Below are 24,989 nucleotides of genomic sequence, written 5' to 3'. Positions count from 1 at the left end.
CAATATGGATAATATTTATGCATTCATATTGATATGCAGTTATTACTGTAATGTGAAACCAATATTTCTTTTTGAATTTGCATTGAATCTATTAGTTCTTGCTCAAGTTGTTCTTGTTTATCATCTGTAACTAGTGATTTTGGAACTTTATTTAATTAGTTAAGAATCTCGTTATTTCCAATGAACTATTCCGGAATTGAAACGAATGATCTCCACTTTACTATACCTCTCCAATGTAATTACATGAAATAAGGGTATATCCTCAGAACGTAAGTACTTCAATGGGAAAATAATCAGTATATAAGAAGGTGTGTGTATTATTTAAATAAAAAAGTGCTAACAAGTTTGCAAACGAACTTGCTAACACTTATACAGAATAGACATAAATTATCGCTGATATGTCTTCTTTGAAAATAGCTTTAATCAGTTAAATCACACTTATATGAAATGCTCATAAAAACCGTCTTAATATCAAGAATATAATCATCCAGATATTCCTTTACTTTTAAGACGGAAACGAGGCATGATATTGATTTCTACCTCAGAGTTTGCGTCAAATAATAAAAAAATACGGTTTGTAAAACTAAAAATACAACAAGCTACAACCGGTATGAAATGGATTAAAATATTTAGAAATTTAAAAGATGATTTTCAAATAGGGGGAGAGGTGGATTTAGACCATATTCTCCAATATTCGAAAGATTATATTGTAGGGGAAAATAAAAGGGTGTTATTTCCATACAATGAGAGAATTTATAAAGTTCAAGGTACTAAAATAGAACCGGGTATAAAAGTAAAGGAAAGAGAGTATTTATTTAAAGAATTTCAGCGTAAATTCTCTTATTTCACAATACTTCCAGAATGTAAAAATGTAGCAACAAATAACAAAAATGAATTATTCCCTTTATTTGCACCAAAAGGATTAGAGACATTAACATTAGAGGTTTGGTCTGAAAATATAGTGCTGGAAATAGAACAAGCATTACTTGATAGTGAAATTATTTTGACTAAAGTTGGTGAAAATACTTACGTATTGAATACAGATTTTCCAGTGTTATTAAAGGTTGTGAGATACAATATTGAAAAGGTGTTACAAAATCCATATAAAATGCAATATTGCCAAAAATATAAAACAAATCTTGTAGATGATGTTACGAAAGCTGTCTATGCTACCGCGGGCGAGCGCAGTGATGCGACATTAGCATTAATCGCATTGAAAAATTGTGATGGACGAGAAAAAATTGATCCAAAACAAATCATTAGAGAGGGATTTGCACGAGCAAACCGTATTTCAACATTTATTAATTTATTTATAGGCCAAAGTGTATCGCGTAAAACAATTGTAAATAGTGTTTTTAGTTTATTAGAGCAAAAAGGATTTTTGAAGCGTAGTTGGAATAAGATAAATTTACCTTGTATATATGTTAATTTATCAATTGAACGAATATCGAAATTTGATTTCTTACCTATTCTTTCAAAAATAAAAGGAAAAGAAATTTTATATAAATTATATGGGAATACAGAATGGCAAACGATTGATTACGTATTATTAAATATAAATAAACATAATGCATTTTTACCACAACCATCAAAGAGAAATGATATGGGAGCTCTTTTTAAACAATATGTTTCCGAAACATTAATGGAAATTGTACAATATGCAAAAGAACAAAATGAACAAGTTTATTTCATTGTAGATGCAAATTTGAGAAGGTATTGGATAAAAGAGTTACAAAATAAAGAAATTAATACAGATATTTTACCTGATATTGTTCCAGAGGTGTTAAAGGTTCCAAATTTAAATATTATTAGAATAAATACAGGTTTTGATGTACCAAGTTACGGTTTAATAGAATGTGATGATGCTTTAGATAGCATTGGCTTATATGCAGATCAAAAAGGGATGTATTATAGCACTGGTGAATATTCCCTTAATTGTAGTGGGATTTTTCAGCGATATATACTTGAAATTCTACCATTAGGTGTAAAACCTGTAGAAAGGGATTATATCGCTAAAATGATACATTACATGTGCTGTAATTCTAGTATGCTTTCGAAAAAGAATGTACACATGACATATTCCATGCATATGGAAAAGGTAATAAAGAGTTATATTACTGACATAGATGCAAGAGAGTTTAAAGAATTTGATGATGAATTGGATGTAGATGTAGTAAAAGTAGAAAAGAAAGATTCAATTATTCTACTTTAAATACTAGTAAACAAATCCTGCTCGTTATATCGATCAGGATTTGTCATTTTTTTATGTAAATAAGGATATCCTTTGTCAAGTATCTTTTCGTTTACATATTTACTTTATGTGCAGACAGGATTAATATGTTTTTTAGAAATACAAAAACTATTTCATATGGAAAAATAATTTTTATTAATTGAAAAAATTTGAAAGGAATGGGGAATTGTGAAGAAATTAGATGTGCTCTTAATGCTACTGAGCGGCCTCTTTCCAATTGCAGGACTTACAAAGCAAATCCCTCTAGAACAATCTATATATATTGGAGGGCTTTTATTTTTTACTAGTTTCGGTAGTTATTTTGCTAAAAAGATGTATTCACGTATATGCAGTTGGATAGCGTATGCGCCATTTATAACATTACTGTTAGTTATTTGGCATCAAGATATTTCAACAAGCTCAATCATAGCAAATGCGAAAATTGCTGCATGTGTCGCGTTAATTCCATGTTTATTCCGTTTTCGTACATATGGACTTACTTTGGGCTTATTCTCATTATGGGCCGCTTTACTATGGGATATAAAAGAAGTACAGTCGTTATTCATACTTGAACGCATAACGAGTTTAATGACAAGCCATTATGTATATATATTACTATTAATTGGAGGACTTGTAATAGGAGGATTACTTGCGATGTTCATTCACCGCAAAGAGAAAGATAATAATAAAGAAAATATAAATCTACTTGGACCAAAAAAGAAACGCAAAAGATTATCATTTAAGATTCGTCTTCCAAGATTACCGAAATTAAGGATGAAACTATTTAAGTTTGGTGGGAAAGAATCTAAAAGTAAAATGCCAGAAAAAATCCATGAATATAAGTACGAAGAACCAGTTGCAACATATGAAAGGACAGAGAAAATAGATCCATACAAAGAAAATGCAGTTCAAGGTCAAACAAGGATGGAACGCCGAAGAAATAGGTATAATGCATAATGAAGTTTAATAACCCCGTAATGACTTATCTTAATATTGATAAATCATTACGGTTTTTTTATGTAATGAAATGAAGGTTGCTATTGCGGAGGGGAATAGCATATTTTATAGATAGGAACTAAAATAAGGGGAGGATAAAATGCTTATCATTACATATATATCTGCTTGCATATTATTCTTAGTTAGCTTTTTACATGTATATTGGGCTTTCGGAGGTAATTGGGGGACAAATAGTGTTATTCCAACTAAATCAGGGGAAAAGGCGTTTACACCTCGCGCCGGAATGACATTGTTCATTGCATTATTATTAAGTATGGCAGCAATAATTTTGTTGCAACAAGCAAATATTGTTCATTTTGCAGTTCCTAATGTTATTATTCAAGTCGGTTCCTGGATTTGTATGATTGTCTTTTCTATTAGAGTGATTGGTGAGTTTAACTATTTTGGTATCTTTAAACGACAAAAAGATACGCACTTTGCAAGAATGGATACTGGTTTATATATTCCACTTTGTGCATTTTTATCTTTATCTTTCTTATTAGCAATAATTTTGTGAGTGAATAATAGTAGTTTCTTTTCTCAACATATATGTAAACGTGAGAAATCTAAGAGTAAATAAAAAGGATGTAAGCGCCTTCTTGTCGAAATGTAAATTATTATGAAAGGCGGTGACACTATGAAGTATGTAAAAGTTAGTATGAATGGTGGAAGTGAACATAAATTCTCAATGACTTTAGATCGGTTTAAAGAACTTATTACTACAGAGAATGGGATATTAGAAAATAAATTAGTATGTATTGAAAATGTAATGATTAATCCTACTAATATATCTTCTGTAGTTGAAAAAATTGGTGTACCGGCTAAGTTTATGGAAGCTTAAAATGTTAGATAAAAAACATCCATTAGGGATGTTTTTTAATTTATAAATATGATAATCGTACAGTAAATATTTGAGTAGATTTTATAGCAATGACTATGCATATATTAAGTACCTGAACATGGTTCTTAATACATGCACGAAATAATAAGTACAAGCATATATTATATAGTAGGACAAGATCTTCGTGTCCTACTTAATACTCAGAAAAAACCTCTAATCACATAAGAGCATCCAATTGCAGGGTGCTCTTATTTTTTATGAAAATCTACTACGAGTCTTATTTTATAGTAGGATGCAATAATAAAGGGCTATTTTGAAATAGTGTTCTTTAGCCTTTAATGTTAAATTTATCTTTAACGTTAATAAATATTAAAAATAATATGATAGCAGAAATTAAGTTAGATAAGTAGAAATTTTGATGAAACAGTAGTTCGAAGATGACATAGAAAGTAACGAATAAGGCAATAGCAGGTAGTATGCAAATAAATATAAATCTCCAATTTTTTAAGTAATGTTTATAATTAGTAAGTACTTTCTCCATAAATATAGCTCCTATATTTTTGTTTTTATATAATTATACATTTAGATACAAAGATTTTCAAAGTAAAATATTTAGCAATTCAAAAATATAAGGAGAGCTTTTGTTGAAAATCCAGATTGCTGTAGCAATCTGAATTTGACTTTAAAGAACTATACTAAAATGATACACTATAATCTACGTTATTTTTGAAATGAATAGAGGGGTTTGTGTGATAGATAAAATTAAAAATGCTGTAGAGGATATGTACGAAGATGAGGCTAAAGATTTACTTCAAAGTATTCTCATACAGTTAAACTTATTAGAAGAAAACTACAGTGAAGATACAATTAAAAATTTGATGGATATTCCGAAACAATTAACGAGTAATCCTACTTATAAAAGGAATGTAAAAGAAAGTACGCACGTACATATTGCTTTTGATGATTCAACGGCTGGTTGCTTAAAATATATGTTAAGTCAAGAAGAATTATTTGAAGAGAGTGTTGTTGCTTTTTCGGAATTCTTTTCAATTGGACCGATATATAGGTTGCATACGAATGAGGGGCAACTAGCAAGACAGAAGTGGTTAATAAATAACTTAACTGCTTATGATAGTTATTTTGAAGAAGAATATTTATCAAGATTTATAGCAACTATAGAAGAACTACATACTATTCCTGTTGAAACGCCTATTACAATTTGGAAGGCTGATAATGCACATGAACATGTAGGCCTAAGTTTTGTAATGGCACAATTAAAGGATAAGAAAAATATTCGAGTTATTAATACGTCTGAAGCAAGTAGAGAAATATTAAAACAAGAGTATGATATTCGTGGAACGGGAGAATTACCACCTGAAAGTTTAGCTCTATTCCAAAAAAGTTTTATAAAGCTACCTTATTTAACTGAAGAGAAGCGCATGAAGTTTGAAAATAAGTGGGATAGATTATCGGAAAGCATAGAATGTTTAAGAGTGTGGAAAGAAAATGAAGTGCATTCTGTACAGGAAGATTATTTTGATCAATTTATAATTGAATGCGCGAAAAGTGTGGGTGCTGATCGAGAGTTCCTCAAAGCTCCTAGAGTAATTGGTGAAGCACTTGGTCTTGTTGAACAATTAGTTGGAGATACTTTCTTAGAATATCGCTTGAAACAATTAATTAAACAAGAAGTATTTGAATTTGAAGGTTCGTTAGATGAAATGCGTTTTTATAGTGTGAAGTTAAGGAAATAATAAACACATTCTATTTTTGAAAGGCTCGTATTTTTAATAATACGAGCTTTTTAAGTTGAATTTGGGCTATACATAAGCTTCCCAGAGAGGACATATCACATATGAATGGTAAAGGTAATGAATGAAAAGAAGGTGATTTGTTAATATGTATAACCAACAAAATTATCCATATGATCAAGCGATGTATTATAATCCACATGACTACGGGTATGAACCTACAAATGAAGTGAGAGATATTGAACAAGAAGATTACAGACCAGATGATGCAGAAGATGCTCCAACGTCACCACCTCCGTCACAAGCGCCGTCGTTACCGTCTACATTTGCTTCTCCAGCACAACCAGGTAATATGAAATCATGGATGTGTAACTGTCTAGGAAGATGGGGCTATTTACGCTTACATCGTCCTGGTCCTTTCGGAAGAGATTTATGGTTCTTCCCGACTGAAGTGAGAAGAAATGGAGTGTCAGGTTACACGTGGCAAGGTGGTCGTCGTCGTAAAGTAAGTTATCGCTATCAACAAATTAGTAATTTTATGTGCTTCGCATAAAGAGAAGTGGGAGAGTGAAACGATTTTACTCTCTCACTTTTTTATTTTTCAATATACGAAGTAAGATTTTGATTAAAAATTTACAATTTTCACGTTTTTATTAGAGTATAATGCATATGTTGGGTTGATTTTCAAAAACAAATGAGAGTGAGGGAATACAATGTCAATGAAAAACAAAGTTGGGTTAAGCATAGAGGATGGCATTAATTTAGCTTCAGCTCAGTTTAAAGAAGATGCGTATGAAATTTATAAAGAATCGCGAAAAAAACAACCTATATTATTTGTAAACCAAGTTGAAATCGGTAAAGAATGGCTCATTACTAGATATGAAGATGCTCTGCCACTTTTAAAAGATAATCGTTTAAAAAAAGATTGGACAAATGTGTTTTCTCAAGATATAAAGAACATGTATCTTTCCGTTGATAATAGTGACCACTTAACAACACATATGCTAAATTCAGATCCACCTAACCACAGTCGTTTACGATCTTTAGTTCAAAAAGCTTTTACACCGAAGATGATTGCACAATTAGACAAAAGAATTGAGAGAATAGCAGATGATTTGATAAGTGATATAGAGCGAAAAGGTACATTAAATCTTGTGGATGATTATTCATTTCCATTACCGATTATTGTAATAAGTGAGATGCTCGGTATTCCAAAAGAAGATCAAGCGAAATTTAGAATTTGGTCTCATGCTGTTATTGCATCACCAGAAACACCTGAAGAAATAAAAGAGACCGAAAAACAACTATCTGAGTTTATTACATATCTTCAATATTTAGTTGATATTAAACGAAAAGAGCCAAAAGAAGACTTAGTGAGTGCTTTAATACTTGCAGAGAGTGAAGGGCATAAACTTAGCGCTCGGGAACTATATTCAATGATAATGCTATTAATTGTAGCAGGACACGAGACGACAGTGAATTTAATTACAAATACGGTATTAGCACTTCTTGAAAATCCAAATCAATTACAGTTATTAAAAGATAATCCAAAACTAATTGATTCGGCTATTGAGGAAGGATTGCGTTATTATTCTCCAGTTGAGGTTACAACTGCAAGATGGGCAGCGGAACCTTTTCAAATTCACGACAGAACAATCGAAAAAGGAGATATGGTTGTCATTGCCTTAGCTTCTGCAAATCGTGATGAAACTGTATTTGAAAACCCAGAAGTATTCGATATTACTCGGGAAAATAATCGTCATATTGCCTTTGGTCATGGTAGCCATTTCTGTTTAGGCGCTCCACTTGCGAGGTTAGAAGCAAAGATTGCTATTACTACTTTGTTTAATCGAATGCCTGAACTACAAATAAAAGGGAATCGTGAAGAAATTAAATGGCAAGGTAACTATTTAATGCGTTCTTTAGAGGAATTGCCTTTAACTTTCTAGAATAGTTAAAAGGAGACATGCATACATCGAAAATGATTTACATAGAGTATGTATGTGTTATTTAAATTCGAAACGGAAGGGTGAAAACATCCCAATGATCAACTAATTCTATTTGTAAGAGATCTTCGTTAAAAAACGAAATATTCTTCTGAATAGGGTTAGTCTGTACATTTATAGAAAAGGGATGTATTTCGCTCTGCGAATATATAGTCTTTTTATATGATTTGTGCTGCCTCCTGTTCAGAACATGAAATGGGAGGCTTTTTTATGTCGACAAATGTAGTAACGAAACAAAACAATGGGGTATCACAAGTATTAAAAAATCGGTTTGTTCAAGGGATTTTAGCATCAGCATTATTTTTACAAATAGGAATATGGGTTCGCAACTTTGCGGTATTACTATATGTAATGGAAATGACAAAAGGTGATGCTTTTGCTATTTCGATGATTTCAGTTGCTGAATTCGCTCCAATTTTTATTTTTTCATTTATTGGCGGTACTTTTGCTGATAGGTGGAAGCCAAAGAAGACAATGATATGGTGTGAAACGTTAAGTTCCATTTCAGTATTCGCTGTATTAATTACGCTTATGTTTGGAACGTGGAAAATTGTGTTTTTTGTGACACTCATCTCTGCAATCCTTTCACAGTTTTCACAACCATCTGGAATGAAGTTGTTTAAACAACATTTATCAACGGAACAAATTCAATTAGCAATGTCTATATATCAAACGATATTTGCAATATTTATGGTATTAGGACCAATACTAGGGACATTTATCTTTCATAGTTTTGGAATTTATATTTCAATCATCATAACAGGTATTTCGTTTTTACTTGCGGCAGTTGTATTGTTATTCCTTCCGAAAGATCTTGAAAACGCCGTAGAAAAGAAGGATATCACTCTGTTGCAGGAGATGAAGGATGGTATTAAGTATGTCAAAAAGAAAAAAGCATTAACTTTGCTAGGGCTTTGTTTTATGGCTGCAGGACTAGGTATAGGATTAATTCAGCCATTAGGTATATTTATTGTGACTGAGCAGTTAGGATTATCAAAAGAGAGTTTACAGTGGCTACTAACAGTAAATGGTGCGGGAATGATTGTTGGCGGAGCATTAGCAATGGTATTTGCGAAAAACGTTGCTCCGCAAAAGATGTTAATTATCGGTATGCTTGGTCAAGCAATTGGTATTGGCATTATAGGATATTCTACAAATTTATGGGTGACACTTACAGCGCAGCTTTTTAGTGGTTTAGCTCTTCCTTGTATCCAAATTGGTATTAATACGCTTATTATTCAAAATAGCGATACCGATTTTATAGGTCGTGTAAATGGTATTTTAAGTCCGCTTTTTACCGGTTCAATGGTAGTAACGATGAGTATAGCTGGCCCATTAAAAGAGATGTTTTCATTAAGTATGATGTATGAAGGGACGGCTTTACTTTTTATAATTGGATTATTGTTTATTTTACCTATATACAATTTAAAGCCAGTAATAGCGGTAGAAAGTGAAATAAGTGGTAAAGGAAGTGCTATACAAAATGAATCCTAATCCAAATGTTAAATACCCTATTGAAGGAAATCAAAACGTTCAATTTATAAAAAATATAATAACAAAACCTAATATACTTGTTGGTGACTATTCTTATTATGATGCGAAAGATGGAGAAACATTTGAAGATCGAGTATTACATCATTATGAATTTCTTGGAGATCGCCTTACTATTGGAAAGTTTTGTTGTATTGCATCTGGAGTTAACTTTATTATGAACGGAGCCAATCATCGGATGGATGGATTTTCGGCATATCCATTTAATATATTTGGAAATGGGTGGGAGAAGTATACACCTAGTTTGTCTGATTTACCTTATAAAGGTGATACAGTTATAGGAAATGACGTTTGGATTGGTATGGATACAACAATTATGCCCGGAATAAAAATAGGGGATGGTGCAATCATTGCAGCTAAATCTGTTGTGACTAGAGACGTCGCACCATATACAATTGTTGGTGGAAACCCTGCAAATAAAATAAAAGAGAGATTTTCAAATGAAATAATTCAAGAATTATTGCAAATTCAATGGTGGCATTTTGATATTGAAAAAATAACTGGAAATATTGATGCTATTGTACGCGGAGATATTGAACCATTAAGAAAGCTAAAAAGGGAATGAAAAATGGATGACAAATAGTATCATACCTCCGAATTTTGTTAATGATAATAGAACAAGGAGGTGTGATACTATGGCACAAGACGTTTTATGTGAAGTAAACAACTGTAAATTTTGGGCGAACGGTAATAAATGTAGTGCAGAGGCAATTTACGTAGTAAGTCATAAAGGTAAACATGCATCTACAACGGAAGAAACAGATTGCAAAACATTTGATCCAGAAGTGTAAATTCTTTAAGGGTAGCCAAATCGTGGTTGCCCTTTTATTAATGATAGTATTGATAATAAATATCATTTTCATTCATTAATTTTAGCTTTTTTTGTTATTTTTTCATATTTTCTTCATAAGTGATGTAATCCAACTCAATTCATGTTCAATTCGTGATTTACTAAATTCAATGACTTCAGTAATAAAGGCTGAGGTAACCTCTAGAGACTGAATAGCGGTAAGTTGACTATGTAGTACGTTTTGACGTACAGTCAAAATCTCTTTTCTAGCTTCATATTCAAGTTTTTCAAATAGCGCGATACGAACAAGAAATTCTGCATTATTTGTCGCAAGTTTTTCGGGAAACTCTCGTAACATTTCAGAAAAAATTTCTTCTCCTGTTTCTGTTATATCGTACATATTTCGGTTTGGTTTTCCAACTTGTTTATGTATTTTTTTCGTTATAGCACCCATATTTTCAAAGCGCCGAAGGGCAGGGTAAAGCATGTTGTGATTTAATTCAAAATTCTCACCTAAACGATTTTGAACATTTTTTTTGATTTCATATCCATGTTTTGGTCCGGTCGTTAATTCTGCTAGTAGTAAAATATCAACGTACATAAAAATCCCCCTTATATATTTCTCAAGTTCTTTAATGAAAAATCCCCTTTAGTATATGTTAAAATAACATATGATAGTTTATACAACTTTGAACTGCCGACCTATCACTTTTATTGTAAAAGAAAAGGGAGGAAAGAACTATGGCTTCACCTGAAAATGTTATTTTAGTTCATGAAATTTCAAAGCTGAAAACAAAAGAAGAATTATGGAATCCATATGAATGGTATCGTTTGATGAGGGATAATCACCCAGTTCATTATGATGAAGAGCAGGATGTATGGAATGTTTTTTTATATGATGATGTAAATCGTGTTTTATCAGATTATCGCTTATTTTCAAGTAGAAGGGAGCGCAGACAATTCTCAATCCCTCCTTTAGAAACTAGAATAAATATAAACTCTACAGATCCACCAGAACATCGCAATGTACGTTCCATTGTTTCTAAGGCATTTACTCCAAGAAGTTTAGAACAGTGGAAACCTCGAATACAGGCTATCGCAGATGAACTTGTACAACATATCGAAAAATGTAGTGAAGTTAATATCGTTGAACAGTTTGCTGCACCTTTACCTGTTACCGTTATTTCTGATTTATTAGGAGTCCCAACAACAGATCGTAAAAAAATTAAAGAATGGTCTGATATTTTATTTATGCCGTATAGTAAAGAAAAGTTTAATGATCTGGATGCTGAGAAAGGGATAGCATTAAATGAATTCAAAGCATACCTTCTACCGATTGTTCAGGAAAAGAGATATCATTTAACCGATGATATCATTTCTGATTTAATTCGAGCTGAATATGAAGGCGAAAGATTAACCGATGAAGAAATTGTAACCTTTTCATTAGGTTTACTAGCAGCTGGGAATGAAACCACTACAAATTTAATTATTAATAGCTTTTATTGCTTTTTAGTAGATTCACCTGGAATTTATGAAGAGTTAAGAAAAGAACCTAACTTAATTTCAAAAGCGATTGAGGAAGTATTACGCTATCGCTTTCCTGTTACATTAGCCCGGAGGATTACAGAGGATACAAATATATTTGGTTCTTTAATGAAAAAGGATCAGATGATTGTTGCGTGGGTTAGTGCAGCGAATTTAGACGAGAAAAAATTTTCACAAGCCTCTCAATTTAATGTACATCGAACAGGAAATGAAAAGCATTTAACCTTTGGGAAAGGTCCTCACTTTTGCTTAGGAGCACCACTTGCACGTTTAGAGGCTGAGATTGCATTAACTACCTTTATAAATGCTTTTGAAAAAATAGAGCTATCTCCATCTTTCTGTTTAGAAAAATGTATATTGGAAAATGAACAAACATTAAAATACTTACCTATTCGATTGAAAGCTAAATAAAAATCTTAACAAGGTGCATACATTTGCATCTTGTTTTTTGTTTCTCAATTGTGAGTTTTCGGTAATCACCTTAATATGGAATTGTATAAAACGTAGAGGAGGATTCTTATGTTGACTTGTAATGGAAGTAAATCATTTCAAAAGTTTATTAAAGGTGTTACAGATCTTATGGAAAACGGTTTATTTGAAGAAGAAATAGTGTGTGGCATTGAAAAGTTACTAGAAGAACTTTTAGAAAAGAAAACATGGCTTCCGTTAGATAAACAGAAGGCCAATTTGACTCAATATGCACGACATTTATTGTATGAAGATCCGCTCAAACGTTTTGAAGTACTAGCTCTCGTATGGAAAGATGGACAATCTACACCTTTACATGATCATGACGGCACATGGGGAGTAGAAGGCGTTTTTTCAGGAAGGATTATGGTGCAGAACTTTATACAAACGAAACAACTTGGAAATTCACTTGTTTATTTAACACATACAGGAAATCTTTATTTGGGAGAAGGAGAAACAGATAAAGTAATTCCACCAGCGGATTGTCATATTCTTGAAATTAGCAAAAATGAAAGCGTTATTACGATTCATGTCTATGGAAAACGGTTAGAAAAGTTTAAAGTATATATACCAACTGAAGAAAAAAATGTGTACATGTGTGAGACAAAATACATTAGTTATAATTCATAGTTTAAAATCCAAAGCTTTTTTAAAAAGAAAAGCTTTGGATTTTATTTTTAATTATTTCTTGACCTGAAACGCTTTTCATAAATTATAAATAAGAAGTACCTCACGAGGATTGTATGAAAACGATACCTAATAATTAATTAGAACTCGTGTATTTATAGAAAGTGGTGAAGAAATAATGAAATTAATCGCAATTGATTTAGATGGAACTCTTCTTTCGGGGAATAAAATGATAAGTAAAGAAAATGCAGAAGCAATTCGAACATGTCAAGAAGCTGGCCATGTTGTAGCAATTTGTACAGGACGTTCAATTGTTGACATTGAGCGATTATTGTTAGAAGTTGATTTAGAGTGTCCAATCATTGCGGAAAATGGTGCTCTTATATATAAAGATAAAAAAATGATGAAGAGATATCCAATTCAAAATATGCAGGCACTTGAAATTGTAGAATATCTTGAAGAGAATGGTTTATATTATCAGCTCTATACTGATAAAGGTGTGTATGTGCCGGATTATGGAGTAGAGAGTGTACGTAATGAAATTGAGCATGTGAAGAATTCAAAAGAAAATTTCGACTTGAAAGAGTTAGAAACAATCGCAGCATTATATCTTGAGCATACAGCGTTTCATAGTGCGGAAAGTTGTAAACCAATTGTAGAAACAGATATACATGTGCATAAACTATTACCATTTTCTTATGAAATTGAGAAATTAAAAAAACTCAAAGAAACATTTCTTCATAATACAGATTTAGCAATTACATCTTCATATTGGCACAATTTAGAGATTAATCATCGAGATGCTCAAAAAGGGAATGGATTATATACTTTAGCAGAACATCTTAATATTCCAGTTGAAAACACTGTAGCGATAGGTGATGGGCTAAACGATGTTTCTATGATGGAAAAAGCGAACATATCAATTGCAATGGGGAATGCAGTAGAAGAAATAAAAGCAATGTGTAAATACGAAACGTTATCAAATGAAGAACATGGTGTGGCACATGCTTTATATAAATATGTAATGTAATTAAAAAAGAAAAAAGAATCCAAATGGATTCTTTTTTCTTTTTTATTAGGGGTAAGGTATTCTATGAGATTCATAGAAGCCTTATTACATTTTATTATATAGAATATATTGGAATAAATGTTTATATTTTTCATAAAAATTGTGAATATTTTATGAACTTTATACTTATTGCATGTTTATACCGCTATTAGTGACGCGTATGACTCTCAAGTGAAAATTCAGTGAATGTAAGAAGGAATTCAAGTTACCTAGACAATAAGTGAGGAATCAACGAAATATATACTAATTAAAGGTATATTCAGTATATATATTCTTTTCTTATTTTAATTGAAAAATAAAATTTGTTCGAATAATTATTCTACAGCTATATACCTACACTAGCTTTCTTCGTATAATGGAGAAGTATGAATTTTAGATTTGTATTAATTTTACATATTGAGGTGAAAAAGGAATGAATTCGCGGCTAATGGAACTTATTGATGTGAGTACAATAGAAACCATGGCAGAACAATTTTATAAATTAACTAACATATCACATCAACTTCTTGATGCTGAAAAACAGTGTGTTTTTTCATTCGGAATGAATGAGATAAAAAAGAGTAAACTTCCAAAGATTGAAATCCCCATTTTCTTATACAATCAACATTTAGGATCTTTTGTTGTATGGTCCAAAAAAAGCGAAATTTTCAGTTGTCAAAAATACTTTGAAATGCTCTCAAGTTTAATTTTAGATGGCGCAATAAAAGTATTTCAAAGCAAAAATACAACATTGCTTTCTCGGAAAGAGGAGGAACTACATACGATTTTACAAAACATGCCTGTTATGGTCGATGCGCTTGATTATAATGGAGATTTTGTTTTGTGGAATCGAGAATGTGAAATTGTAACAGGTTATACCGCTGAAGAAATAATTGGAAATCCCAATGCACTGCAATTACTGTATCCTGATTATAATTATCGCCATCAAATACAAAAGAAATTTTTAACTTGTGGAAAAAATTTCAGAGATTGGGAAATGCACTTAACATGTAAAAATGGTGAAGTCAAAACAATAATGTGGTCGAATATATCAGAACAGTTTCCTGTAACAGGATATAGTTATTGGGCTGTTGGTGTAGATATTACACATTTAAAAGCGATAGAAGAGCAGTTAAAACAACAAACATCTGAACTGGAATTAATTTTTAAAGCTTTACCAGATTTATGTTTCTTAACAGAAGATGATGGCACAATTATAGATTACAAGGCAGGATCTCCTACAAAGTTTTACGTACCTGCAGAAGCTTTTATGGGAAAAAAGTTTTACGAAGTATTACCATCTTCAGTAGCACAGCAGTTTCAGGAAGCCATTAATCAAGTGAAGGAAAAAGGAACGAATGTAATTGTAGAATATCCACTCACACTTAATGGAAGTATTAATTTCTTTGAGGCTAGGTGCTTACCATTATTACATGATAAAATTATGATTATTGTACGCGACATTACAGAGAGAAAAAAGACAGAAGAATTGCTAAATAAATCAGATACGCTTGCAGCAATTGGTCAATTAGCAGCTGGCGTGGCTCATGAAGTAAGAAATCCTTTAACTGTAATTAAAGGATTTATACAGTTATTTCAAATTAATAAAGAAGATCAAGAAAAATATTTTGATCTTATGCTCTCTGAAATTGAAAGGATAGAAGCGATCCTGCAAGAATTTCTGGCAATTGCTAAAACAGATGAGATAAATACAGAAAAGAAAAATATTTATCAAATTTTTAAAAATGTCGTATCGTTAATGAATACAAAAGCAATTATGACAAATATTCAAGTTGAACTATTTACGGATGACAAAGATATAATTATTGAATGCTCAGAAAATCAATTGAAACAAGTATTTATTAATATTTTGCAAAATTCAATCGAAGCTATGCCAAATGGTGGGGAAATTTCAATTCACATAAAAGAAATAAATGATGATGGTGTCATCATTCATGTAATAGATGAAGGAATAGGAATACCTGAAGAAAGAATTAAGAGATTAGGTGAACCTTTTTATAGTACGAAAGAAAAAGGGACTGGTATTGGATTAATGTTAAGTTATAAAATTATTGAAAGTCATCAAGGGACAATTAGTATCATGAGCGAGGTTGGTATCGGGACAACAGTAACTATTTACTTACCGAAAGTACTAAGTAAACAATCTCTTTCTAATTGTGACGATAAATGTATAGCAATACGCACTAGTAGTAATTCTTAAATCAATTAATACCCAATAACAAAGCGATTAGTGAAAACTAAGCTTTTTGTTATTGGGTATTTTTTATATTTAATTTAGTAAACTTTACCTTTTCTTTAACTTTGTTTTAATTTCTATTAAGTTTTAAACATTATATTAATATTTGTACAAAGCAATGTATAGAAATTGTACATTACTTTTAATATAGAAATGTGATTATTATTTGAAATATTGTAAGGAGGAGATTATGACAAAGTGAAAAAGCAAGAGAAGAAAAGTGGTAGAGTAGTACCTCTCCGGTTAAATATTTTATTCCTTTGTGTATTTTTATTATTTTCTGGCATTATTATTCAATTAGGGAAAGTGCAAATTTTTGATGGAGAAACATATAAAAATGAATTAGAGAAGAGAGAAAATGCAACCGTGGGCCTTTCTGTACCACGTGGGAAAATATTTGATCGTGAAGGAAATCCAGTAGTTGATAATAAGTCTTTACGTACGATTACATATACAAAGGTGAAAGGTGTAAAACAAGAAGAAATATTAAAATCAGCAAGACAACTTGCAGATATTATTGAAATGCCACAAGAAGATATAGATAAGTTAACTGAGACTGATAAGAAAGACTTTTGGATGCAATTAAATCCAGAACTTGCTCAAGACTTAGTATCAAAAAAAGAAATAGATAAGTTCCGAGATAAGGATATTACCGGAAAAGAGCTAGACAAAAAAATAGAAGATTTAAAAAGGAAACGCGTTACAGATAAAAATCTTCAAGAACTAACGGCTAAAGATATAGAAGTGTTAGCTATTAAAAGTAAAATGACCTCAGGTTTTCAAATGGCACCTCAAATTATTAAAAAGGACGTTAGTGAACAGGAATATGCGGTGATTAGTGAAAATTTAGCGAACCTTCCAGGAGTAGACGCATCAGTTGATTGGGAGAGAATCTATGTAAATGATGGTCTATTCCGTTCTGTTCTTGGTAACGTTTCAAACGCTGATGAAGGATTGCCACGTGAACGATTAGATTATTATTTAGTGCGTGATTATAGCCGAAATGATAGGGTCGGTAAAAGTTATATCGAACAGCAATACGAAGATGTACTTCATGGTACAAAAAAAGAAGTAAGAAGCATTGCTGATAAACAAGGAAATACTATTAGAACGGAAACGGTTTCGGAAGGAAAAAGCGGTAAAAATTTAACTTTAACAATAGATATGGAATTGCAAAAAAAAGTAGAGGAGAGCATAGAAAAAATATTAAAACAATATAAAGGATCAGAATCAATGTTAGACCGTGCTTTCGTAGTGATGATGAATCCTAAAAATGGCCAAGTATTATCAATGGCTGGGAAAAGGCTTGTAGAAAAAGACGGGAAAATGGAAGTAGAAGATTATGCTTTAGGCACGCTGACAAGTTCATATGAGCTTGGATCAACGGTTAAAGGTGCGACAGTGTTAACAGGGTTTGAAACAAATGCAATAACTCCTGGAACACATTTTTATGATGCACCTATGAAGTTTAAAGGAACTAAGGAAAAGAAGTCTTGGAAAAATTTTGGTGATATAGACGATCTAAGAGCGTTACAAGTTTCTTCAAACGTTTATATGTTTAATATAGCATTAAAAATTGCTGGTGTGGATTATGTGAAAAATAGTTCACTAGATATTAAACAAGAATATTTTGATAAAATGAGATATTATTTCAGGCAATTTGGACTAGGTGTACAAACTGGTATTGATTTACCAAATGAAACTGCAGGGCAAATTGGAAAAAAAGATAATCAGCCTGGTTTCTTATTAGATTATTCTATTGGGCAATATGATACGTATACGCCACTTCAGCTTGCACAATATATTTCGACTATCGCAAATGGAGGATATCGAATGAAACCACAAATTGTTCAAGAGATTAGAGAACAAACCGTTCAAAAAAATGAGGTTGGTAAAGTAGTACAATCAATAGAACCCGTTGTTTTAAATAGAATCGATATGAAACAAGAATATATTAATCAAGTAAAAGAAGGATTTAGAAAAGTATTTCAAGAAGGAGATGGAACAGGAGTAAGAGCGTTCCAAAAAGCACCATATAAACCAGCTGGTAAAACAGGGACCGCACAAACTGTATATGGTGGAGAAAATGCAATTGGGCGAAATGCGAAAGGCGATCGTAGAGAATGTTATAACTTAACATTAGCTGGATATGCGCCATATGATGATCCAGAAGTAGCATTTTCTGTTGTAGTACCGTGGGTTGAAAATGATAAATCGGGCATTAACTCCGATATTGGAAAAGAAGTTTTAGATGCTTATTTTGATTTGAAAAATAAGCGGTTAACTGGTGAAGCGCCAAAAACAGATGCCTCTAAAGAGAATTAAAATGTACGAAACGTCTCTAGCATTCCTGTAAACTAGAGGCGTTTTTATCTGGGGATAGATTAGAAATGAGGTATATATGAAGCTGTTTATTCTAAAATATTGGAGGAACATATGTAGCTACATATTAATTATAATAGGGGTTATTTTTATTAATAAGTCCTTTTTATTTTGTATGGTAGAAGGAATTTCGATGCAACCTACTTTGAATGAAAAAGATTATATACTTGTTAATAAGGTAAATGTCTGTTTATCGTCTTTTCATCATGGAGATGTTGTCATTATAAAAAAAGAAGACGAGCCTACTTACTATGTGAAACGAATTATTGGATTATCGGGGGATAATATACAACTAAAAAAGGATGAGGTATTTATTAACGGTAAAAAGCGTGATGAGTCGTATATACATTTAGATATGTCACAAGTATCCAATCGTTTTTCAAATTTTAGAGAAATAAAAGTTCCTACGCATAAATTATTTGTGTTAGGTGATAATCGTAATCATAGTAAAGATAGTAGGAATACACTTGGACTTATTGATGAGTCAAATATAATAGGTAAAGTAGAAATGGTATTTTATCCATTTGATCATATAAAATGGATAAAATAATTCTATTAACGATTCACGTTTTATAAAATCAATCATATATTAATAGCATAGGACAAGCAGAAAAGCTTGTTCTAACCTCACAGAACACTCCTTATCACGGTTAGGCATCTACATAGGTAGATGCTTTTTTTATGTTGATGACTGAAAATTATTTATCAATATAATGTAGCAAGCATATTAGGACTATTAGGGGAAGATTACTTGTACAAATAACAGTATGCTTAATTAAAACAATGAAATGTAAGGAGTGAGGAATAAGTGCTAAATATTTTAGTGGTTAATTTTCCAGCAGAGGGACATGTAAACCCTACATTAAATTTAGTAAAAGCTTTTACTAAACGAGGGGATAACGTACATTATATTACAACGGCAAACTTTAAGGATAGAATTGAAGATTTAGGAGCTACTGTACATATTCATCCGGATCTATTAAAAGAGATTTCTATTGATGCTGAAACCTCATCTGGGTTAAATGCTTTCTTTCATGTGCATGTTCAAACTTCTTTATATATATTAGAAATTACGAAACAATTATGTGAAAGTATAAATTTTGATTTCGTAATTTATGATATATTTGGCGCAGGAGAGTTAGTAAAGGAGTATTTACAAGTTCCAGGTGTAGTGTCCTCACCTATATTTTTAATTCCGCCAGAATTTTTGAAGACATTACCTTTTCATCCAAATGCAGATATGCCATTCCAACCAGAGGAAATCTCTGAAAAATTACTAAATCAGATGGAACATAAATTTGGAGTAAAACCAAAGAATAATCTTCAATTTATGAATAATAAGGGTGATGTTTGTCTCGTATACACAAGTCGCTATTTCCAACCTAATAACGAATCGTTCGGAGAAAATAACATTTTTATTGGACCGAGTATTTCAAAGCGTAAAACAAATATAAAGTTTCCACTGGAATCACTTAAAGAAAAGAAAGTTATTTATATTTCAATGGGAACACTGCTTGAAGGACTCGAACCATTCTTTAATACTTGTATTGATACTTTTTCAGATTTTGATGGGATAGTTGTAATGGCAATTGGTGATAGAAATGATATTTCTAAAATTAAGAAAGCACCAGATAATTTTATAATTGCTCCATATGTACCTCAATCAGAAATATTAAATGAAGCAGATGTTTTTATTACACATGGCGGTATGAATAGCGTACACGATGCCATTCATTATAATGTCCCATTTGTAATAATACCGCATGATAAAGACCAGCCAATGATAGCGCAAAGATTAACTGAGCTTGAAGCGGCACATAGACTATTGAAAGAACATGTTAATGTGCACACTTTAAAAGAGGCCGTAACAGATGTTCTTTCAAATGAAAAGTATAAACATGGTATAAGAAAACTTAATGATAGCTTTTTAGAATGTGGTGGTTCAAAAGAAGCAATTGCAGTTATTGAATCTCTTTTAAATAAAGTAAAACTTTAATCGGTAGGGATTTTACTACCCATAAATAGCGGGATAAATAGTCGTAACTGTATACAAGCATAGAGGTTCTCACCTTTATGCTTGTATATTCTTATCCAGCAAATTGCACAGCAGTATTTGCGTGTAAAAAAGCAGTATCAAAAACGGGAACAGTAAGATCATTTTGGGAGATAAGTAAAGGTATTTCAGTACAGCCTAATAATATACCTTCAGCGCCGTTTTGAATTAATGATTTTGTAATTTGTAATAACTTTTCTTTAGATGTTTCTGAAATGATCCCTCTACTTAATTCATCTAATATGACATGGTGGATAAAGGTTCTTTCCTCTTCATTTGGGATAATTGTCTCAATGTTATATTTCGCTAATCGTGATTTATAGAAATCTTGCTCCATCGTTTGTTTTGTTCCTAATAGTCCGATACGCTTTATACTCTGTTCTACCATTTCTTTAGCACTTACATCACCAATGTGAAGAAGCGGGATAGATATTGCTTGTTCTACTTCCTCGGCAAATAGATGTACGGTATTTGAACACATTAATAAACATTCAGCCCCAGATTTTTCAACTTTCTTTGCAACTGTAACTAGTTCATTTTTCACTTCTTCATATTGATGATTTTGTAATAAAGTAGTTACTTCACCAAAGTCCATACTATATAAAACTAACTTTGCATTTTGATCGTATTGAGAGAGTGTAAGTGTATTAATATGTTTATAGTATAATGATGTAGATTCCCAACTTAATCCTCCAATCAAACCAATAACTTTCATAATGCATTCCTCCCGAAACGATTTTGAATTTATTATTTCATAATTCCGATAAGAATACAATGATTTAAATGATCTATTTAACAAAAAAATAAAAATAGTAAGAAAAGTGTTGAAATTAACATTCTTTAGTGCCATAATACGAATTACAAATTAATACTTATCCAGAGAGGTGGAGGGAACGGCCCTAAGAAACCTCAGCAACCCCTATGCAATTTTATAGGAAGGTGCTAATTCCGCAGAGGACACGATGTGTTTTTTGAAAGATAAGAGGATTCTTGAACGTGAAAGAAAATGACCTCTTATGTAAGAGGTCATTTTTTTGTTGTATAGAAAGGGAGTGTCGATGCATAATTCATTTTTAAATTAAATATAGAGTAATAAAAGTTGACTAATATGAGAGGGGAATTGTCATGAACAAATTATCAACAAAGTTAGTAGTAGCAATCGGTATTGGAGCAGCATTATACGGGATATTAGGACTTTGGGGATTTTCTATTGCACCGAATACATTTATTAAACCAGCATTAGCTATATTAACTGTTTTTGGAGCATTATTTGGTCCAGTGGCAGGACTGTTAATCGGACTTATCGGTCATACCGTAACAGATACGATTGCTGGCTGGGGTATTTGGTGGGGATGGGTTATTAGTTCAGGTATTATTGGTTTTTCAATGGGGCTTATTCAAAAAAGAGTTGGTTTTAGTGTGAAAAACGGGTCATTTAAGAAGGGGGATATTTCTTATTTAGCAATTACTGGGCTAGTTGGTATTGTCATTGCTATTATATTTGCTGGGGCATTCGATATTATTGTGATGGGGGAACCATTTGACAAAATTGTTATACAAGTATTAGGAGCAACAATTTCCGATGTCATCGTTTTCTTAGTACTTGGATTGCCACTTACAATTGGTCTGGCGAAATCCAATAAGAAACATACACATTTAAAAATTGAAAAGTAGGGATGTCAACATGCAACCAATTATTTCGTTTGAACAATTCACCTTTCAATATGGGCATGCTGCGCAGCCTACTTTAAGTGATATTACCTTTCATATATACCCTGGGGAAAAAGTGCTAATTGCTGGACGAAGTGGTTCAGGAAAGTCGACATTAGCTCATTGTATAAATGGGCTAATCCCATTTTCTTACGAAGGGAATAGTACAGGTAACGTTTTAATTGCCGGTAAAGACCCGAGGGAAGGAAGTATTTTTGAACAAAGTAAACAGGTAGGAACAATTTTGCAAGATCAAGATGCTCAATTTATTGGTCTGACAGTAGAAGAAGATGTAGCTTTTTATTTAGAAAATGAATGTGTAAAGCAAGATGACATGAAAAAGATTGTTTCGGACTCATTAAGAAAGGTGAAGATGCATACGTTTCATAAACAAAGTCCACATGAATTATCAGGAGGTCAAAAGCAAACAGTTTCTCTAGCGGGTTTATTAACAACAAATGCGGATATATTATTGTTCGATGAACCGTTAGCTAATTTAGATCCACTAAGCGCCTTACATACGATAAAACTTATGAAAGATATACATGAACAATATAATAAAACGATTGTTATTATCGAACATAGAATAGAAGAAATTTTAAACCTGGATTTAGACAAAGTTATATTAATTGATGAAGGTAAAGTCATTGCGATAGGAACACCAAAAGAAATCTTAGCGTCAAATATATTACCACGTATCGGCTTAAGAGAGCCTATTTACATCGAAGCATTAAAGAGATTACATTTTGATAGTAATAATGACGTAATATATCCAATGGAAAACCTTCAAAAAGAAAAGGTAAGCAATGTTATAAAAGAGTGGATGGAGAAACAAGTCATATTAAAAGGGAATACTAAAAACAAGGAATTACTTAAAGTGGAGAATTTATCATTTTCATACTCTAATAAACAAAAAGTATTAGAAAATGTAAACCTTTCAATATATGAAGGAGAAATTGTGGCACTGTTAGGACATAATGGAGCAGGGAAATCAACATTAGCTCATAGTCTTATAGGCATAAACAAAATGAAAAATGGGAAAATCTTGTTAAAAGGTGAAGATATTAGTTCTTGGTCTATTCGTAAACGTGGGGAAATCATATCTTACGTGATGCAAAATCCAAATCATATGATTACACAGCCTACTGTTTTTGAAGAAGTTTCATTTACATTAACATTACATAATTTTTCTAAGGAAGAAATTAAGAATAGAGTAGAAGGAACTTTAAAAATTTGTGGTTTATATCCATTTCGTAATTGGCCAATTCAAGCACTAAGCTATGGGCAAAAAAAGAGATTAACAATCGCATCTGTATTAACAACAAATCCTAAACTTATCATATTAGATGAACCGACAGCGGGACAAGATTATTATCACTATAAACAATTTATGTCTTTTATTAAAAACCTAGCTAAAAAGGGAATTTCATTTGTTTTTATCACTCACGATATGAATCTCGCGCTAGAATATACAGACCGTGCAGTAGTTCTACATGAAGGGAAAATTATTGCGGATAATACAGTGTTTGATGTATTAGGCGATCAAGAAACGTTACAAAGAGCCAACTTAAGAGAGAGTTCTTTAACCAAGCTTGTTAAATTTAGTGGGATTGCATGTCCAGAAAAATTTATGGAGCTTTATTTAGACAGTAATAGGAGGGAGGAAGGTGCATAGTACATATTTTCATCGTATGGATGGGATAGTGAAATTGTTTTTATTTATTTTTTGTATGACGCTTACTTTTTTGTTTTTTGATTTTCGGGTGTTGCTAATATTATTTATTATTGGGTGTATCGGGCTCAGCATTGCTAAAATTCCATTTCGTAAAATTTTAATTGTTTTTAGTGTCATATTTACATTTAGTTTATTAAACTCTGTCATGATTTTATTGATTACACCAACTCATGGATCTGAATTAACTGAATCATATACCGCGTTTTTACATGTTGGATATGCAACGATTACATATGAAACATTATTTTATGCAGCTACACTTTCATTAAAGTATTTTACGTTATTACCATTTACACTTCTTTTTATTTACACGACAGATCCAAGCGAATTTGTAAGTAACTTAAGTAAACTTGGTATTCATTATAAGATTACTTATGCAATAAATATTGCACTACGTTATATTCCTGACATCCAGTCTGAGTATAAAATTATTAAACACGCGCAAGAAGCGAGAGGGGTGGCTTTTGAAAAAGGAGAAGCAAGTTTATGGGTTCGTATGAAGAACCGTGTTTTAATTTTCTGGCCACTGATCATTCATTCTCTAGAAAGAATAGATACGGTTTCAAATGCAATGGATTTAAGAGGATTTGGAAAGAAGGATAAACGTACATGGTTTTATACAAGTAAGGCGAAACGTGAAGATTTCATCGCTTTATTTGCCGGTATTTTCATATTTATTGTTGCGGTATATTTAAAATTAAACGTATTTCAAAACTTTTGGTATCCATTTTAAAGCACTCTTTAAACGAGTGCTTTTACTTATTTTTATGTAGACATGCTCAAAAAAGGGATATATACATAATGTATAATACGAACCAGTTAAAATGATCAACTACCTATTAGTTTTCAAACCAAAAGGAGGAGAAAATATGAGTTACGGTGGTTCTTGTGGTTTTGGTGGAGGTTTCGCTTTATTAGTTGTGTTATTCATTCTATTAATAATTGTAGGATGCAGCTGCTGGGGCGGAGGATACTAATTTTTAATTAGTCTTCACAAAT

Annotated in this window: 24 protein-coding genes and 1 riboswitch; of the genes, 21 read left to right on the top strand and 3 right to left on the bottom strand. The window is 31.8% G+C overall.

Annotated features, from left to right (window positions below; translation table 11 throughout):
- Positions 1-529: 529 nt before the first annotated feature.
- The 4 genes from ACK1U5_RS05460 (at position 530) to ACK1U5_RS05445 (ending at position 4,067) form a co-directional block, all read left to right on the top strand.
- A complete protein-coding gene (locus ACK1U5_RS05460) occupies positions 530-2,212 on the top strand; it encodes an RNaseH domain-containing protein (protein WP_100619941.1) in 1,683 nt (560 codons plus the stop codon).
- A gap of 207 nt (positions 2,213-2,419) precedes the next feature.
- Positions 2,420-3,187, top strand: coding sequence for a DUF3959 family protein (locus tag ACK1U5_RS05455; protein ID WP_113710683.1), 768 nt, complete (start codon positions 2,420-2,422; stop codon positions 3,185-3,187).
- Between the two features lie 139 nt (positions 3,188-3,326).
- A complete protein-coding gene (locus ACK1U5_RS05450; RefSeq protein ID WP_000905571.1) occupies positions 3,327-3,743 on the top strand; it encodes a DUF3995 domain-containing protein in 417 nt (138 codons plus the stop codon).
- A gap of 120 nt (positions 3,744-3,863) precedes the next feature.
- Positions 3,864-4,067 (top strand): hypothetical protein, encoded by a 204-nt coding sequence (locus ACK1U5_RS05445; protein ID WP_000878372.1) that lies wholly within the window; start codon positions 3,864-3,866, stop codon positions 4,065-4,067.
- A 328-nt stretch (positions 4,068-4,395) separates the two neighbouring features.
- Here ACK1U5_RS05445 and ACK1U5_RS05440 read toward each other — a convergent pair whose 3' ends face one another.
- Positions 4,396-4,608, bottom strand: coding sequence for a hypothetical protein (locus tag ACK1U5_RS05440; RefSeq protein WP_000416828.1), 213 nt, complete (start codon positions 4,606-4,608; stop codon positions 4,396-4,398).
- A gap of 208 nt (positions 4,609-4,816) precedes the next feature.
- Between ACK1U5_RS05440 and ACK1U5_RS05435 the strand changes: the two genes are divergently transcribed.
- From ACK1U5_RS05435 to ACK1U5_RS05410, 6 genes are all read left to right on the top strand, one after another.
- Entirely contained in the window at positions 4,817-5,821 is a 1,005-nt protein-coding gene (locus ACK1U5_RS05435) for a DUF1835 domain-containing protein (RefSeq protein ID WP_448814771.1), read from the top strand.
- A gap of 145 nt (positions 5,822-5,966) precedes the next feature.
- Positions 5,967-6,371, top strand: a complete 405-nt coding sequence (locus ACK1U5_RS05430; protein WP_000282680.1) for a hypothetical protein — start codon at positions 5,967-5,969, stop codon at positions 6,369-6,371.
- Positions 6,372-6,531: 160 nt separating this feature from the next.
- The gene (locus ACK1U5_RS05425; protein ID WP_000062127.1) at positions 6,532-7,767 is read left to right on the top strand and encodes a cytochrome P450 family protein; all 1,236 of its coding nucleotides are present in this window, start codon (positions 6,532-6,534) and stop codon (positions 7,765-7,767) included.
- A gap of 267 nt (positions 7,768-8,034) precedes the next feature.
- Complete coding sequence (locus tag ACK1U5_RS05420; RefSeq protein ID WP_000106392.1) at positions 8,035-9,318, top strand: MFS transporter; 1,284 nt, start codon at positions 8,035-8,037, stop codon at positions 9,316-9,318.
- Positions 9,308-9,940, top strand: coding sequence for a Vat family streptogramin A O-acetyltransferase (locus ACK1U5_RS05415; RefSeq protein ID WP_001069249.1), 633 nt, complete (start codon positions 9,308-9,310; stop codon positions 9,938-9,940). Before ACK1U5_RS05420 ends, ACK1U5_RS05415 begins: the two co-directional genes overlap by 11 nt.
- Before the next feature lie 70 nt (positions 9,941-10,010).
- Positions 10,011-10,166: a DUF1540 domain-containing protein gene (locus ACK1U5_RS05410; protein ID WP_000046095.1), complete on the top strand. Its 156-nt coding sequence runs from the start codon at positions 10,011-10,013 to the stop codon at positions 10,164-10,166.
- Positions 10,167-10,268: 102 nt separating this feature from the next.
- Here ACK1U5_RS05410 and ACK1U5_RS05405 read toward each other — a convergent pair whose 3' ends face one another.
- Complete coding sequence (locus ACK1U5_RS05405; protein ID WP_000289122.1) at positions 10,269-10,766, bottom strand: PadR family transcriptional regulator; 498 nt, start codon at positions 10,764-10,766, stop codon at positions 10,269-10,271.
- Positions 10,767-10,906: 140 nt separating this feature from the next.
- Between ACK1U5_RS05405 and ACK1U5_RS05400 the strand changes: the two genes are divergently transcribed.
- From ACK1U5_RS05400 to ACK1U5_RS05370, 7 genes are all read left to right on the top strand, one after another.
- Entirely contained in the window at positions 10,907-12,121 is a 1,215-nt protein-coding gene (locus ACK1U5_RS05400; protein WP_000168014.1) for a cytochrome P450, read from the top strand.
- A 108-nt stretch (positions 12,122-12,229) separates the two neighbouring features.
- Positions 12,230-12,808 carry a cysteine dioxygenase family protein gene (locus ACK1U5_RS05395; RefSeq protein ID WP_000954437.1) on the top strand — a complete coding sequence of 193 codons (579 nt, stop codon included), beginning with the start codon at positions 12,230-12,232 and terminating at the stop codon, positions 12,806-12,808.
- A 175-nt stretch (positions 12,809-12,983) separates the two neighbouring features.
- Complete coding sequence (locus ACK1U5_RS05390; RefSeq protein ID WP_000766385.1) at positions 12,984-13,835, top strand: Cof-type HAD-IIB family hydrolase; 852 nt, start codon at positions 12,984-12,986, stop codon at positions 13,833-13,835.
- A gap of 451 nt (positions 13,836-14,286) precedes the next feature.
- Positions 14,287-16,074 (top strand): PAS domain-containing sensor histidine kinase, encoded by a 1,788-nt coding sequence (locus ACK1U5_RS05385; RefSeq protein ID WP_001088567.1) that lies wholly within the window; start codon positions 14,287-14,289, stop codon positions 16,072-16,074.
- Positions 16,075-16,308: 234 nt separating this feature from the next.
- On the top strand, positions 16,309-18,435 hold the full coding sequence (locus ACK1U5_RS05380) for a peptidoglycan D,D-transpeptidase FtsI family protein (protein WP_000743768.1): 2,127 nt from the start codon (positions 16,309-16,311) through the stop codon (positions 18,433-18,435).
- A gap of 76 nt (positions 18,436-18,511) precedes the next feature.
- Positions 18,512-19,042, top strand: coding sequence for a signal peptidase I (lepB, locus tag ACK1U5_RS05375; protein WP_000765192.1), 531 nt, complete (start codon positions 18,512-18,514; stop codon positions 19,040-19,042).
- Between the two features lie 258 nt (positions 19,043-19,300).
- Complete coding sequence (locus tag ACK1U5_RS05370; RefSeq protein ID WP_000932165.1) at positions 19,301-20,488, top strand: macrolide family glycosyltransferase; 1,188 nt, start codon at positions 19,301-19,303, stop codon at positions 20,486-20,488.
- Between the two features lie 91 nt (positions 20,489-20,579).
- Here the strand turns inward: ACK1U5_RS05370 and ACK1U5_RS05365 are convergent, their stop codons facing one another.
- Positions 20,580-21,260, bottom strand: a complete 681-nt coding sequence (locus ACK1U5_RS05365) for an aspartate/glutamate racemase family protein (protein ID WP_000864399.1) — start codon at positions 21,258-21,260, stop codon at positions 20,580-20,582.
- Between the two features lie 154 nt (positions 21,261-21,414).
- Positions 21,415-21,530, top strand: a riboswitch (SAM riboswitch).
- A 140-nt stretch (positions 21,531-21,670) separates the two neighbouring features.
- Here ACK1U5_RS05365 and ACK1U5_RS05360 point away from each other — a divergent pair.
- The 4 genes from ACK1U5_RS05360 to ACK1U5_RS05345 all read left to right on the top strand — a co-directional run bounded on the left by ACK1U5_RS05360 (position 21,671) and on the right by ACK1U5_RS05345 (position 24,967).
- Positions 21,671-22,219 (top strand): ECF-type riboflavin transporter substrate-binding protein, encoded by a 549-nt coding sequence (locus ACK1U5_RS05360; RefSeq protein ID WP_001038208.1) that lies wholly within the window; start codon positions 21,671-21,673, stop codon positions 22,217-22,219.
- 10 nt (positions 22,220-22,229) lie between these two features.
- Positions 22,230-23,930: an ABC transporter ATP-binding protein gene (locus ACK1U5_RS05355; RefSeq protein WP_069604778.1), complete on the top strand. Its 1,701-nt coding sequence runs from the start codon at positions 22,230-22,232 to the stop codon at positions 23,928-23,930.
- On the top strand, positions 23,923-24,723 hold the full coding sequence (locus ACK1U5_RS05350; RefSeq protein WP_000556362.1) for an energy-coupling factor transporter transmembrane component T family protein: 801 nt from the start codon (positions 23,923-23,925) through the stop codon (positions 24,721-24,723). The genes ACK1U5_RS05355 and ACK1U5_RS05350 overlap by 8 nt, the downstream gene beginning before the upstream one ends.
- Positions 24,724-24,859: 136 nt before the next feature.
- Complete coding sequence (locus tag ACK1U5_RS05345) at positions 24,860-24,967, top strand: YjcZ family sporulation protein (RefSeq protein WP_000120182.1); 108 nt, start codon at positions 24,860-24,862, stop codon at positions 24,965-24,967.
- Positions 24,968-24,989: the final 22 nt, after the last annotated feature.

It is taken from the genome of Bacillus sp. XB1 (genome assembly GCF_053557995.1).
Note: the sequence above shows the minus strand (reverse complement) of the source record. Positions and strands in the feature narration are given on the sequence as shown.

Coding starts and splice junctions, on each gene's coding strand:
- ACK1U5_RS05450 (WP_000905571.1), top strand. CDS start 3,327: ATGCTTATCATTACATATATATCTGCTTGCATATTATTCTTAGTTAGC.
- ACK1U5_RS05445 (WP_000878372.1), top strand. CDS start 3,864: ATGAAGTATGTAAAAGTTAGTATGAATGGTGGAAGTGAACATAAATTC.
- ACK1U5_RS05440 (WP_000416828.1), bottom strand. CDS start 4,608: ATGGAGAAAGTACTTACTAATTATAAACATTACTTAAAAAATTGGAGA.
- ACK1U5_RS05430 (WP_000282680.1), top strand. CDS start 5,967: ATGTATAACCAACAAAATTATCCATATGATCAAGCGATGTATTATAAT.
- ACK1U5_RS05425 (WP_000062127.1), top strand. CDS start 6,532: ATGTCAATGAAAAACAAAGTTGGGTTAAGCATAGAGGATGGCATTAAT.
- ACK1U5_RS05420 (WP_000106392.1), top strand. CDS start 8,035: ATGTCGACAAATGTAGTAACGAAACAAAACAATGGGGTATCACAAGTA.
- ACK1U5_RS05415 (WP_001069249.1), top strand. CDS start 9,308: ATGAATCCTAATCCAAATGTTAAATACCCTATTGAAGGAAATCAAAAC.
- ACK1U5_RS05410 (WP_000046095.1), top strand. CDS start 10,011: ATGGCACAAGACGTTTTATGTGAAGTAAACAACTGTAAATTTTGGGCG.
- ACK1U5_RS05405 (WP_000289122.1), bottom strand. CDS start 10,766: ATGTACGTTGATATTTTACTACTAGCAGAATTAACGACCGGACCAAAA.
- ACK1U5_RS05400 (WP_000168014.1), top strand. CDS start 10,907: ATGGCTTCACCTGAAAATGTTATTTTAGTTCATGAAATTTCAAAGCTG.
- ACK1U5_RS05395 (WP_000954437.1), top strand. CDS start 12,230: ATGTTGACTTGTAATGGAAGTAAATCATTTCAAAAGTTTATTAAAGGT.
- ACK1U5_RS05390 (WP_000766385.1), top strand. CDS start 12,984: ATGAAATTAATCGCAATTGATTTAGATGGAACTCTTCTTTCGGGGAAT.
- ACK1U5_RS05385 (WP_001088567.1), top strand. CDS start 14,287: ATGAATTCGCGGCTAATGGAACTTATTGATGTGAGTACAATAGAAACC.
- lepB (WP_000765192.1), top strand. CDS start 18,512: ATGAAGCTGTTTATTCTAAAATATTGGAGGAACATATGTAGCTACATA.
- ACK1U5_RS05365 (WP_000864399.1), bottom strand. CDS start 21,260: ATGAAAGTTATTGGTTTGATTGGAGGATTAAGTTGGGAATCTACATCA.
- ACK1U5_RS05360 (WP_001038208.1), top strand. CDS start 21,671: ATGAACAAATTATCAACAAAGTTAGTAGTAGCAATCGGTATTGGAGCA.
- ACK1U5_RS05355 (WP_069604778.1), top strand. CDS start 22,230: ATGCAACCAATTATTTCGTTTGAACAATTCACCTTTCAATATGGGCAT.
- ACK1U5_RS05345 (WP_000120182.1), top strand. CDS start 24,860: ATGAGTTACGGTGGTTCTTGTGGTTTTGGTGGAGGTTTCGCTTTATTA.